At 45.3% G+C, this 13,078-nt stretch carries 10 protein-coding genes; 7 read left to right on the top strand and 3 right to left on the bottom strand.

Annotation, left to right across the window (positions count from 1 at the left end; translation table 11 throughout):
• The first annotated feature begins 277 nt into the window (after window positions 1-277).
• Window positions 278-1,081, top strand: coding sequence for a substrate-binding periplasmic protein (locus tag A1OO_RS16755; protein ID WP_017003759.1), 804 nt, complete (start codon window positions 278-280; stop codon window positions 1,079-1,081).
• Window positions 1,082-1,230: 149 nt separating this feature from the next.
• Here A1OO_RS16755 and A1OO_RS16760 read toward each other — a convergent pair whose 3' ends face one another.
• Window positions 1,231-2,538, bottom strand: coding sequence for a glycoside hydrolase family 18 protein (locus A1OO_RS16760; RefSeq protein WP_017003760.1), 1,308 nt, complete (start codon window positions 2,536-2,538; stop codon window positions 1,231-1,233).
• 350 nt (window positions 2,539-2,888) lie between these two features.
• Between A1OO_RS16760 and A1OO_RS16765 the strand changes: the two genes are divergently transcribed.
• The 4 genes from A1OO_RS16765 to A1OO_RS16780 all read left to right on the top strand — a co-directional run bounded on the left by A1OO_RS16765 (window position 2,889) and on the right by A1OO_RS16780 (window position 8,574).
• Window positions 2,889-3,392 carry a hypothetical protein gene (locus tag A1OO_RS16765; protein WP_016958354.1) on the top strand — a complete coding sequence of 168 codons (504 nt, stop codon included), beginning with the start codon at window positions 2,889-2,891 and terminating at the stop codon, window positions 3,390-3,392.
• Between the two features lie 135 nt (window positions 3,393-3,527).
• A complete protein-coding gene (locus A1OO_RS16770) occupies window positions 3,528-4,382 on the top strand; it encodes a lipase family protein (RefSeq protein ID WP_017003761.1) in 855 nt (284 codons plus the stop codon).
• Between the two features lie 282 nt (window positions 4,383-4,664).
• Complete coding sequence (locus A1OO_RS16775; protein ID WP_026023920.1) at window positions 4,665-6,341, top strand: YncE family protein; 1,677 nt, start codon at window positions 4,665-4,667, stop codon at window positions 6,339-6,341.
• A 580-nt stretch (window positions 6,342-6,921) separates the two neighbouring features.
• Entirely contained in the window at window positions 6,922-8,574 is a 1,653-nt protein-coding gene (locus A1OO_RS16780) for a hypothetical protein (protein WP_016958352.1), read from the top strand.
• A 61-nt stretch (window positions 8,575-8,635) separates the two neighbouring features.
• Here A1OO_RS16780 and A1OO_RS16785 read toward each other — a convergent pair whose 3' ends face one another.
• Both A1OO_RS16785 and A1OO_RS16790 read right to left on the bottom strand, forming a co-directional pair.
• Entirely contained in the window at window positions 8,636-9,088 is a 453-nt protein-coding gene (locus A1OO_RS16785; protein ID WP_017003762.1) for a YaiI/YqxD family protein, read from the bottom strand.
• A 72-nt stretch (window positions 9,089-9,160) separates the two neighbouring features.
• Entirely contained in the window at window positions 9,161-9,499 is a 339-nt protein-coding gene (locus tag A1OO_RS16790; RefSeq protein ID WP_016958350.1) for a c-type cytochrome, read from the bottom strand.
• Between the two features lie 377 nt (window positions 9,500-9,876).
• Here A1OO_RS16790 and A1OO_RS16795 point away from each other — a divergent pair, with 377 nt between their 5' ends.
• Both A1OO_RS16795 and A1OO_RS16800 read left to right on the top strand, forming a co-directional pair.
• Window positions 9,877-11,694, top strand: a complete 1,818-nt coding sequence (locus tag A1OO_RS16795) for a PhoX family protein (protein ID WP_198928384.1) — start codon at window positions 9,877-9,879, stop codon at window positions 11,692-11,694.
• Window positions 11,695-12,088: 394 nt separating this feature from the next.
• A complete protein-coding gene (locus tag A1OO_RS16800) occupies window positions 12,089-13,009 on the top strand; it encodes a hypothetical protein (RefSeq protein WP_016958348.1) in 921 nt (306 codons plus the stop codon).
• Window positions 13,010-13,078: the final 69 nt, after the last annotated feature.

Genomic DNA, 13,078 nt, shown 5'->3' on the forward strand with positions numbered 1-13,078 from the left:
CCAAAAAAACCATGCAACAGAATTGGTTGCATAATATAAGTGATACGCAGCCCATCATTTAACATGTATGTATTAACTGTTGGACAGACCCTATCTGCGCCACTATATTCAGCGCATACCAACTAGAAACAAAGTCATCTTTGCTTGCTAAAAACGGCATAACCCCGCTCTGCGGGGTTTTTGTCGTTTTAAGAATGCTAAGTTTCAGAATACAAAGACAACGGGTTAATCAGGGCTATACTTTTCTCGTGTTTAAGATTAATGCGAGAAATGGAAAATGCTGACATTTAGGCGATTACTGGTTGGCATTTTTTTATTCGCATTCTTTGCCTCTACCAATATCAGCGCTGAACAAGAAAATCATTTCGTTATCGGTGTACAAGCCTTTGCTGACTACGCGCCATATTCAACGTTTAAAAACGGTGAATATCAGGGCTTTAATCGCGAGTTATTGGATGCTTTTGCCAACGAATATAGCTATGAGTTTGAGTATCGTGCACTGCCACTCAAACGTCTTTATCGCAACTTAGTGTCTGGCGAAATTGATGCAAAATACCCTGACAACCCTTCATGGACACAAGATTTAAAGCAAGGTCGAGAGGTCATATACAGCGACCCAGTGGTATCTTTTATCGACGGTGTCATCATGCTCGATGAGAACCATGACAAATCAAGAGAAGCACTAGCAACAATCGGTATGATTTCAGGTTTTACCCCATGGCCTTTCCTTCAGGATATTAAAGCCAATACCGTAACAGCGTATGAAGCCAACAACATGGATGCGCTAATAAAAATGCTGTTGACCAATAGGATTGATGGGATATACACCAATGCTGCTGTGTTCCGCAACAGGATCAAGCTAGCCTTTGAATCTGCTCCTTCTATGTCTCTTAATACGAGCCTCCCCTTCCTTGCTGGTACGCGTCATATGTCTAGTGTGTCTCGACCTGATCTCGTTATTCAATTCAATCAGTTTCTTGAAAATCGCGCCTCTTTTGTCGAATCGTTAAAACAACAATACGGACTTATTAATGCTTCGTTGCTTCATAGCAACACACAAAACATCTTAGAGAAGCAGTAGCTCTATCGTCTTCAAACGCGCAATCTGTATACCCAATCAATCTCAACATGCTTATTCAGCGAGAATTTATTTGGATATACCCCCACAAAAAAGCCCAGCTAATTGCTGGGCTATCTATTTAGATACGTGACTTTTTACAAACGTGACTTTTAGTTTTTTGCTGTTTTACTGCTCAGAACTTGATGTATCACTTCGGTCAACTCATCGTCTGGGTCACCCGATAATTCCCAAGTGAATACGCCGGCAAGACCTTGCTGCTTCGCCCATTCCGCTTTTGCTTTTACAGAACGTTTATCTTCAAAAGAAATGAAGACTTTCTTCTCTGCGTTCCACAAAAATGGTGCGTGAGACTCTTCATCATAGCCGTACTCGTAACCTTGCTCTTTGCTATAGTTGGTTCTCAAATCCCAGTACATGAAATAACCCGGCTCACCAGAACCAAAGCTTGCCCCTTTCTCTGATGCTAAATCAGCACTCGGCAGCGATCCATCAAACTCAGACCCTTCCCAACCACGCCCATAGAATGCAGCACCCAATACCAGTTTCTCTTTAGGGATCCCTACTTCTATCATTTGATTAATGAACACGTCCGCGCCCATGCCCCACCAGCTACGATCTGTCGCATGTAGATTAGTCTGATGGCCTGTTTGTGTCCCCCACCCGCCAAGAAAATCGTACGTCATGGCAAACATGTTATCCATTTTCGGCGCAACGGCTTTCCAATCAATTTGCGCGGCTTTCGGGCCGACACCCACAGCAGTAGAGAGCTCATAGGTTTTGCCTGTGTTCGCTGACAAGCCATCAAGTTCGCTGCGAAGCGCCGTCACCAATGTCGTGAATGCATCACGTTCAGAGGCTTTCGCGTCATCCGACAGTTTTGTATCAGGGTTCCAAGGAGATGTGGTTAAACCGCCACCACCTGGGTATTCCCAATCCAGATCGATGCCGCCAAAGAAATCGTACTCGCCAATCAACGCCACTGCGGATTTTGCAAAGTATTTGATCGCTGCATCGTCCTTTGCCATCGCATGGAAAGGTTCAGACATTGTCCATCCACCAAATGAAGGCAGAATTGTCAGCTCTGGATTGTCTTTTTTCAGCTGCGCCAATTGTGCAAAATGTCCTTGGTAAGGTACATCAACACTCACCTTGCCAAAATCCACATCAAAGGCGGCCTTTTGATCAACAACAATGGCGGAAAATGGCGCTTTGCCCTCACACGCTTTTGCGACTTGCTGCTGTACCGCTTCAGATGCACTTTCATGTGGTCCACACATGCTCAAGAAAGCGTAAATGACGTGCGTGAGTTTATCCGCTGGAATATCAGAAACCGTATAAGGGTTTTCTGCATTGGCATACTGCCAATCCGCAAAATAGCCACCAACAACGTGATTTTCTGCAAACGCTGGAGCCGTTAAACACACACTCAGTGCAGCCCCTGCTATTATCTTTTTCATACCATCTCCTTGTATGAGCTATTCATTAACCAACTAATTATTAAACGATTAACGGAAAAATTAATGTTGGCTGCATTCCGAACAGAACTTTATTAACAGTTAGGCTACAAAGTTTGCGAGGGTAACCTTTTTTAGATGGAGAATAGATTTGCAGATACGCATAAACTTGCATTGCCGCGCACACTATTTTGGCAGGCAGCGAATCAAAGTGTCTAAGCTTTCCAGTAAAGCGATTCCGTTTTCGGGGTGGACAGAGTATGCTGCGGCTACATCGTTTAAAATCATGACTTTGTCTCTCATTCGCAATTTAAAGCGATTCAGCAAAGAACCGAAACAAGGACACCACCATTTTGAGCAATAAACTCATCAGTATCGATTTGTTTTTTGTGATTGAAAGGCTCTTACCGGGCAAGCGCACAGTTGAGCTATTCCGGAGTAACGCTAAACACCTGCCGATTACAACGTTGTCATTGGATCACTGCGATTCCGCATCAGCACTCCAGCTCGCCTTGTACAAATACTGCATCAACTATGCAGCCTTCTCACGAGGTAACCCTCTCGCCGACGAATATGCGATAGATGGGAAAGATGAGCAAATTCAACCTGCAACGACCATTGTTGCTGCATTTATACGTGGCGCGTATTGGTGGGTAGAGCATTACCATGAGCTTTACCGCGAAGATTGGAGTGAAGATCAGAAAACACGTTGGCTGAGAGATTTCAAATTACTCGTTCAAGCCATTATCGGCGTAGGTAACTGCACCAAAGCAGAATGGTTGATTAAAAATCACAGCGCAGTGAAGGCTCTGACCTATAACAGCCACATTACCCCTTTTATGCAACACTACGATTGACATGTATTCGCCGCAGACTCTGCGGCAAATATTTCTGCACCGTCTTTTCATCCCCCTCTCGCATCATCACTGTCGTCTAAACGTCATGTTCACGATCTACACTGTCGAGAACGCTCGTCGAGATTGAATTCACTATTGAAAAGACTCAAACGTTATCAATATGAACGTTACGCTATCCTTTGTCGTGATGCCTATCCTGCACACTTTGATCATCTTCAATATGGGTTTTCAGAACTCGGACGACGCGACATAAAAAATCGATGGGGAAAAACCATTATTCGCATACTTTGGCGAGACGACGGTGATGCCGTCGTCGTATTCAAAGGATCGCAAAGTGTATGGGATTGGCTGTTAAATTTGGTGTTTATTCCTAGTCGAGTCGACGCGCCGGAGCATGCGGGTCATGTTCACTGGGGGTTTCAATTTCTTCTGCGCCAGCCAAGTCGATCCGCCTCCCGTATTTCAAAACGAGACACGTCCACTTTAACATCCGCACAACAGGCAGACATCACTCACTCTATTGAAGAAAACCAACTTGATGGTGTGTCCGTCATAGAAAAACTCGAGTCATGTATCGCACCGCTCATTGCCCAAGGAAAACGTCTGTCATTCACTGGCCACTCATCCGGTGGCAGCATGGCAATTATCGCTGCGGAGATCTTGGAACAAAAATACCCAAACGCCATCAAACGGATCGTCACATTCGGACAACCCGCGACGGGTTACTGGAACTTCAAGCAACGCTTTCGATTAAAGTCGAAAACTTACCGAATATGCTGCGATGTCGACATGGTGACATTTTTACCAGGGCTACCCTTTCTCTTCTGGCATGTCGGAGAGTTGCTTTGGCTTCACAATGATCGGATTTACCACAATATGCCCTCTCTTGTTCGTATCATTCGCGTTCTGACAAGTTGGCTATTGCGCCCCATCGCCTACCACTTTATGGACAAATACATTCGCCGTAAGGACTACTTTGATAAACATTAGCAATAGAGCTGACTTATCCATCCTCTCTCCTTTTTCACTCATGCTTTACTCAGCAATCCCGCCAGAAGAATGAATTTAATCTACCTAAAAATCATGAAAAATACATACGTATCATTCTCTGGAACGATATTTCACGTCATCTAGTATATGGTCTTTACATCGCTAAGGTGTCTTAGGCGCTAGCGAGTTAGAGACTCACGAACTTTTCTACCCGGTATGTTTGGGCGAGAAAAGGAATGAAAGGTGAGTTAGCGAACTTAGAATGGATGACAGGTATTAAAGATGATTAAAAAAACTTTGCTTTCTACCGCAGTTCTCGCTGGAATACTCACCTCAGCACAAGCAATGGCAAACTGTGCAGGCAACGTGTATTCCATGAACGCAGGTCGCGGTCATGTCGGTTTACTGCTTGATGTGCAAGAAGCCAAAGAAATGCCTGCGATGTATACCGATGCCAGTGAGCGTGAAGAATACCATTCTCGTGCGCAGTTTAGCTCCCCAAGCATGTCTTATGACCGTATCACCGATCGTCTGTACTATATCAGCGCCCCTCAGCCTACGTCCTACCATGTTCAAGGTCCTGATGCTGACGTTTCAACTGAAGAGTTCAAAAATCTAGATTTGCACGCAAAAACCGTTGCCGCATACCAACTTTCTTATATGGACCCCGCCACTGGGGAACATGTCGCGGGTCCAACAGTGAAAAAGCAAATTCTACGCATGGCGTTTGATCCAGACAGTGGCGAGTTATTTGCTTCTGATGCACAAACCATTTTCAAAGTTGACCCTGTTACTGGCGACATCACGCAACTTGGCAATTTCGAGAATAGCCTCAAGTTTGGTGGTTTTACTAACTGGGGTGACTTTGTCTTCCAAGACGGCGAGTTGTTGTTTGTGACCAATGGTCGCACCTTTACCGTTGATACTTCAACGGGCGCACAAACACTCAAAGGCTTCCACTTCATCGATTTCGTCGCTGCGGCAACATTGGATCAAAACGGTCAAATGCTGGTTGCAGCGAAAAACCAAAACGTCTCTGGCAATGTAAACAGCAACATTCTTTATCGCATCAAGCCGTCTACTGGCGAGAAAAAACGTGTAGGACTGTTTCCAAGTCGCATCAGTGCCATGGCAACCGTGACATCAGAAGATCACACCTGCTATGAAAAAACCGTCTTCCCAAGTGATTTAAAACCTGAAGTCACTGGCATTACGTTGGCGTCAAACTCAGTCAGTGAAGGCTCTACAGCCTATTTCACCGTTGGTTTTGACAAAGCAACGGGAGATGCCAACACCAAAGTACGTGTCGCATTGAAAAATGGCAGCGCTGTGTTAAACAGCGATTACCGCAACACGGTTACCCTGTTGTTTTCTGACAACACTACAGGGTCAGCAACTATTTCATCAACGTTGACTGAAATTGCGTTGCCACAGGGTGTGACATCCGTTCGTATTGCCGTGCCAACCGTGAATGACTCTACGCATGAAAACAGCGAATACTTCACTCTGCAAGCATGGGTGAATGACGATAAGAGTGATGTGAATTCCGCGAATGTCACTATTGTTGATAATGACCCTGATGTGCACACGCTGCTGACTCAAGCTGCTCAAAACAGCGGCGTAGCATGGCACGGTAGCCGTGGCGGCAACTTGTTCACTAAGGATCAATGGATCCGCGGTGTGCATGCCAATGTCAGCGGCACGATCCCTGCTGGCACAACGCTTGAATTTTACAAAACAGGTGGCCATTTGCGTAGTATTTCCATCAGCAATGGCGGCCAATACTATGAGCAACATGCCAACCATGAGCGTTATTACAATTCAGGTGACATTGCTTGGGCACGTTTGAGGGGATCTAACGGTCAATACTACAACATTAAGACTGGGCACCGCGCACAGTTGCATTGGAACAAAAATGTAGATTGTTCAAACGGCTGTTGGAGCCGGATCTACAACTAACTTGGTGAACGAATCACAGACATAAAAAAGGAGCGCAGCCGCTCCTTTTTATATGTATACATCAGAGCAACCAAAAAGCACGCGTATAATACTAAACAAAAGACAATGACATAATTCTAGATTTTTAATTTCAACGCTGTCTTTATTTATTAACAAATAAGCCTACTTTCATTGCTGAAAAACGTAAACTATCTTTGACCTAATTAATCTGAATCATACTTTCTTCATCTCAATATGTGAAAGCGTTACATTAACCGTTGGACATCACTAATACTTTATTCACAAATTCTATCAAAAGGCTTATAGCGGCCTCCTTAAAAACCATTAAAACCTCATGCGTTTCATTAATGAGAAAGAAAACTGACCAATAGTCCAATAATATTCTTACACAGCTGACGTGTAACTGAATGCCGCCGCGAATGAGATAAACCCAAATCCCATAGGTAACCCGAAATATCGGGGTAGCTGAAGGCACTTCGGTGAACCGTGTTAATCATCCACTCCGACACGCACAGCAAGTGGAAGATAAGTGAGATAAATATTCGGTTCGCTAACTTAAAATGGATGACAGGTATCAATAATGATTAAAAAGACACTGCTCTCTACTGCGATTATCGCTGGAGCACTCACTTCTGTACAAGCAATGGCAAACTGTGCAGGCAACGTATATTCCATGAACGCAGGTCGCGGTCATGTCGGTTTATTACTTGATGTGCAAGAAGCCAAAGAAATGCCCGCGATGTATACCGACGCCAGTGAGCGTGAAGAATACCATTCTCGTGCGCAGTTTAGCTCCCCAAGCATGTCTTATGACCGTATCACCGATCGTCTGTACTATATCAGCGCCCCTCAGCCTACGTCCTACCATGTTCAAGGTCCTGATGCTGACGTTTCAACTGAAGAGTTCAAAAATCTAGATTTGCACGCAAAAACCGTTGCCGCATACCAACTTTCTTATATGGACCCCGCCACTGGGGAACATGTCGCGGGTCCAACAGTGAAAAAGCAAATTCTACGCATGGCGTTTGATCCAGACAGTGGCGAGTTATTTGCTTCTGATGCACAAACCATTTTCAAAGTTGACCCTGTTACTGGCGACATCACGCAACTTGGCAATTTCGAGAATAGCCTCAAGTTTGGTGGTTTTACTAACTGGGGTGACTTTGTCTTCCAAGACGGCGAGTTGTTGTTTGTGACCAATGGTCGCACCTTTACCGTTGATACTTCAACGGGCGCACAAACACTCAAAGGCTTCCACTTCATCGATTTCGTCGCTGCGGCAACATTGGATCAAAACGGTCAAATGCTGGTTGCAGCGAAAAACCAAAACGTCTCTGGCAATGTAAACAGCAACATTCTTTATCGCATCAAGCCGTCTACTGGCGAGAAAAAACGTGTAGGACTGTTTCCAAGTCGCATCAGTGCCATGGCAACCGTGACGTCTGAAGACCATACCTGTTACGAGAAAACTGCATTCCCTAGCGATTCAAAACCAGAAGTGTCTGGCTTTGCTGCTAATGCAGGTTCAGTGACTGAAGGCTCCACAGCTTACTTCACTGCGTCATTTGATAAGGAAACAGCGAACGCAACGACACAGATTCGTTTAGCACTTAAAAATGGCAGCGCGCTTTTGAACAGCGACTACCGCAATACAGTTGAGTTACTTTATTCAGATGGCACTACAGCATCGGCGACGATTTCTTCAACTCTCACTACGGTCACCATGCCACAAGGTGTTACCTCAGTGCGCATTGGCGTGCCAACAGTGAATGATTCAACCCATGAGGACAATGAATACTTCACGATGCAGGCGTGGATCAATGACGATAAGAGTGATCTTGGCAGTGCTAACGTCACCATCGTTGATAACGATCCTGACTACTATGAAATAGTTCAGTCTATTGCTGAGGGTTCGGGTGTTGCTTGGCATGGCAGCCAAGGTCGAAACCCAGCCCTTATTCGAGGCATACATGCTTACATCAATAGCGGTTATAGCCTCCCTCCGGGCGGAATTAGACTCGAAATTATTGTGAATGGTTCAGGATCACGCTGGCATACAATCACATCCACTGGAAGATTCTATTATGGCGACAGTAACACTGAATTAAGAATGTATGATGGGCAGGTCGCATGGGGCAAACTTCACTACGGCGGCAGAACTTATAACATCCGACGCGGTACAAAAGCTCAATACGGTTCCAACCCTGGTGTAATCTGCACCAATGGTTGCTAACTAAAATACAACAATAAAGGGGAGCGACATGTCGTTCCCCTTTTTATTTTTTCTTTGTGTATCAACGTTTGCTACGCTGCAAAAACTTATCCAATTCATTGGCAAATTTCTGGCGATCTTGTTGATTGAGTGCCGCAGGGCCCCCCATCTGTACACCACTCGAACGCATGGTATCCATGAAATCACGCATGTTAAGACGCTGACGAATGTTCTCAAGCGTATAAAGCTCACCACGTGGATTTAGCGCAAGGGCTTTTTTCTCAATCACTTCAGCAGCCAAAGGAATATCAGCGGTGATCACGAGATCTCCTGGCTCAACGCGTTTAACGATTTCGTCATCCGCGACATCAAACCCTTTTTCAACTTGAAGACTAGAAATATAACGCGAAGGAGGCGTTCTTAGCCCTTGGTTTGCAACAAGCACCACAGGCGTTTGGGTTCTGTCTGCGGCTCTAAAAAGCACTTCTTTAATGACTGCTGGACATGCATCAGCATCGACCCAAATTGTTGCCATTACGTTCTTCCTCAAACATCAATTGCTGCGAACATTACCAGTCGAGCCAAAACAGCGCAATCTCTCACAGCATCACTCAGGCTTACCCGGTTTTTGCTCTGAGTAAAAAGCCGCCACATCAGCGAGATCTTGATCATTGAGTGACGAAACCTGCTGCTTCATCATCATACCCAACGCGCTGCCACGCTCCCCTTTTTGGTAGTGCTTCATTGCGTTAAACAAATACTCTGCATGCTGCCCATTGAGGTTTGGATAGTCTTGACGAAGGCTATAACCGGTTGCACCGTGACAAAATTGACAGGAGTAGGCTTTTTGCTCACCCAGTTCAGGGTTACCCTCTGGCATCACAGCAAACGCCGAATGCGTCACCAAGGCAAATGTCGCGCTGAGGTAGGTTAAATATCGTTTCATCTTAATGCCTCTCATTCAGTTCACGGTAGCATCTCGTATTACGACACAATCAACCCTGCTTCGGATCAAGCTGATAGCAGTATTGATGCGTGCTGACGCGAGAACTCACATATACGACGCCTCTCACATCTATCGAAAGTCTCTCCATCTTGCGAAAAACCCATACTTTATACTCTTTAGACGCTTTGACATATTATCTTCATTGTCATTTAACCTAAGTTTAACAATCACCACGCAAGATTTGGAGCCATAACTTAGATCATTCTCCATCCCCGTTAAACACATGAAAGGAAGTCATCGTGAGCGAATATAACCAACATAATGACCAACGTGAGTTGGACGCAGAGCCAGAGTTCAACCGTTTTATTGATGCCGCAATGAATCGTCGAAATTTCCTTCGAACCGCTGGCGCAGCAGGCTCTGTTGCATTCTTTGCCGCAAACCCTGTTGCACAAGCGGTTGCGGGTACAATGGATAAAAGCAAACTGATCGGCTTTGAAGCGATCCCCGCTTCCACCGCAGATACTGTACTTGTCCCAGAAGGATATGTGGCAGAGCCACTGATTTCTTGGGGTGATGCTTTGTTTGTTGAGTCCCCTGCTTTTAGCCAATCTAACGATTCAAAAGCACAGGAAATGCAATACGGTGACAACACCGATGGCATGACCCTATTTCCTATTACTGACACCCGCGCCGTATTGGTTGCTAATAACGAATACACCAACAACGAATACCTTTACCCGCATCAAGGCAAAAATATTTCCGCAGACGATGTACGCAAATCTCAAGCAGCTCATGCGGTATCAATCGTTGAATTAGTGAAGAAAGACGGCCAATGGCAGGTCAACCGTGAAGGTCGACTGAACCGTAAACTCACTGCCTATACGCCAATGGAAATGACCGGCCCAGCAGCGGGTAATGATTTACTGAAGACCAAAGCCGATCCAACAGGTAAGAAGATATTAGGCACGTATAACAACTGCGCTAACGGTCAAACGCCTTGGGGCACATACCTAACATGTGAAGAAAACTTCAACGGCTATTTTGCAACAGATGAAGACGTTGAATTAGGCGACACGTATAAGCGGTATGGCGTCAGCAACAAAGACTGGGGATATGACTGGTGGAAACACGACGAGCGATTCGACGTTGGCAAAAACCCCAATGAACCGCATCGTTTTGGTTGGGTCGTAGAAATCGACCCAATGGACCCGAACTCCACACCGAAGAAACGTTCTGCGCTTGGCCGCTTCAAGCATGAAAATGCCGCCATGCTCATCAACGATGATGGTCATGTCGTGGTCTACCTGGGTGATGACGAGCGCGGTGAGCACTTGTACAAGTTCGTCTCGAAGAATAAGTACAAACCAGGCACACACGCCTCAAACCGTGATTTGCTGGAAGAAGGCACCCTTTACGTCTCGAAATTCGACGGCAAAGAAGGTGAGATGAAAGGCACTGGTGAATGGATAGAGCTAACGTTCGGTAAAAATGGTCTCACGCCAGAAAATGGCTTTAACAGTCAAGCCGACGTCATGATCTTTGCACGACAAGCAGCAACACAAGTGGGGGCGACAACCATGGACCGTCCTGAATGGGTTGCGGTTCACCCAGACAACAAGCATGTGTTCTGTACGCTGACCAACAACAAAAACCGTGGTGTGAAAGAAAACCAGCCGGTGAACGTAGCCAATCCACGTGAGAAAAACCCGTACGGCCATATCATCCGTTGGGAACCGAAAGGCGGCGACCATACCGCTTCTGATTTCACATGGGATATCTTTGTGATGGCAGGCAACCCAGAGGTCAATGAAGGGCTAATGGCCGGCTCTGCAAATATTAACAAAGACAATATGTTCAACAGCCCCGATGGTCTCGGATTTGATGCCAGTGGACGTATGTGGATTCTGACCGACGGTAAATATTCCAATAAGGGCAATTTTGCAGGCATGGGCAATAACCAGATGTTATGTGCCGACCCAAAAACTGGCGAGATCCATCGCTTTATGACCGGTCCCATTGCATGCGAAATCACCGGCCTGACATTTTCACCTGACTACAAAACGATGTTTGTGGGCATTCAACACCCAGGTGAAAAACTGGCACCCTCACACTTCCCTGAAGGCGGTGATGCTATCCCAAGATCAACAGTAATGCGAATTACCCGTAAAGATGGTGGTGTTATTGGCGCGTAACTCATACCGCCTCCACAATAAAAACGGCGATCTTATGATCGCCGTTTTTTCTTTATTTCGCCAAAAAACATCACCGTTAAATAAAATATTTATTGATATTTTAAACAAAACAAAAATAAGTATTGTTGGTATCTCTTACTCAACGCGTTTTATATAAGAAAATTGTATCGCCCACGAGAACACGCATTGTATTTACCTATTATAAAAGGCAAAAAAACCATACCAGTGGTAGCTTTGTTTCCAGACATCCTTCCTAATTTACATCTAGAAAATTTAATGATGATTTAACGATGTCGTGTCTAATGGTGCGCATAGGCTTGTAGGATATTATATACACCATCACAAGACAAAATGAATATATAGGAATAGCCCTAAGGACAATGGAGCTGGAAATATGAGAAAAACTTTACTATCTACCATGGTATTGACTGTTAGTACTTTCGCTACATCTGCATCAGCGGTTGATTGCGATGGCAATCTCTACACCATGAATTCAGGACGTGGTGATGTTGGTATTCTCGTCAATATTGACGAAAGTCGCGCTCGTAACGTGAGCAACTACTTTTTCGAAGCCAATGAAATCGCAACCATACATTCACGCGCCCTATTCAGTGCTTCCGCAATGGCGTATGACGCCTCAAGCGATCGCATCTACTATGCGAGTACGCCAACTCCTGCTGATTTTCACATAGCAGGCACAGATAACGGCGACTATACGGCTCAAGAGTTAGAAGGCCTAAATCTTCAAGCCAGTGCATTCAAGCCGCATCGTTTGGCATATTTCGATATTGCTACACAGACTCACCACTTTGTAGGCAACACACGATTCCAAATTACTCGTATGACGTTTGACCCAACGACCGGCACACTATATGGATCGGACATTGGTCGTTTATTTACGATTAACACGAGTACCGCAGAGCAAACCTTAGCGGGCACTTTTGACATCAACATTAGATTAGGCGGTTACTCAAACTGGGGCGACTTTGTTTTCTATGGCGGCGAGTTGTTATTTGTTACCAATACCAGAACGTTTGCCATCGACACATCTGACGCATCAGCAACAGTGAAATTCTTCCACAATGTTGATTTTGTTACCGCTGCAACCTTAGATCAGAATGGTGAAATTTTGGTGGCATCACGTAACGTAAACGTTGCTGGTTCACCGAATAGTACCAACCTCTGGTCGCTAAACCCTGTGACTAATGCTAACAACTTCGGCTCTCAGGCTTATGCTGGCTTGGTGCCAATGGCGGTTGACGCAATGACGAATGTCACGTCGGAGCAAGACGCCTGCTACTCGCCACGCTTCTAAACGCATTCATATTGAGTGATGATGAATAAATATATAAGCCAACCTTAGGGTTGGCTTTATTGTGTATTA

The sequence above is a fragment of the Enterovibrio norvegicus FF-33 genome, assembly GCF_000286835.2.
Lineage (GTDB): Bacteria > Pseudomonadota > Gammaproteobacteria > Enterobacterales > Vibrionaceae > Enterovibrio > Enterovibrio norvegicus_A.